The 518-nt window shown below is 62.4% G+C and carries 1 protein-coding gene; it reads right to left on the bottom strand.

Annotated features, from left to right (window positions below):
• The coding region (locus tag P0D96_RS48365) for a TolC family protein (RefSeq protein ID WP_408321452.1) at nucleotides 1–518 on the bottom strand (518 nt) is incomplete at both ends.

The raw sequence follows: 518 nt of genomic DNA, 5'->3' as shown, positions 1-518 counted from the left end.
CGGCCACGCAGAATCGGACCGGGATTGCGACCGAGCAGCACGGACAACGCGTCTTCCTGCTGGGCGATTTGCGTCTCGATCTGCGGGATTGTCGCGAGAGAGGCTTCGTATTCCGACTCGCTCTGTGCGAGTTCCATCTGCGACACGTCGCCGCCTGCAAACCGTGCCTGAAATACTTTCACCGAGCCGGCACGGCTTTCGGTCGTTGCCTTCGCGATCGAGAGTTGCTGGTCGAGGTCGCGCAAATTGATGTACGACGAGGCCACCGACGCCACCAGCGACAGGATCGTTGCGCGCCGGCCTTCTTCAGTTGCCAGCAGGCTTGCTCGCGCCGACTCGGTCTGACGTCTCACCTTGCCGAAGAAATCGATCTCCCATGCGGCCGACAGCGGCGCCTGAAATTCGTTGAATACGGGGTTGACGCCGGGTGGCAGCGTCGGCAGCCCAGCAATCGATGAGCGTTGACGCGATGCTTCAAAGCCCGCGTTGACCTGCGGAAACAGGGCCGAGCGCGTCGT

Source organism: Paraburkholderia sp. RL17-347-BIC-D (assembly GCF_046027915.1).
In the GTDB taxonomy this organism is placed as follows: Bacteria; Pseudomonadota; Gammaproteobacteria; order Burkholderiales; family Burkholderiaceae; genus Paraburkholderia.
This window is presented reverse-complemented; position numbering and strand designations above follow the sequence as displayed.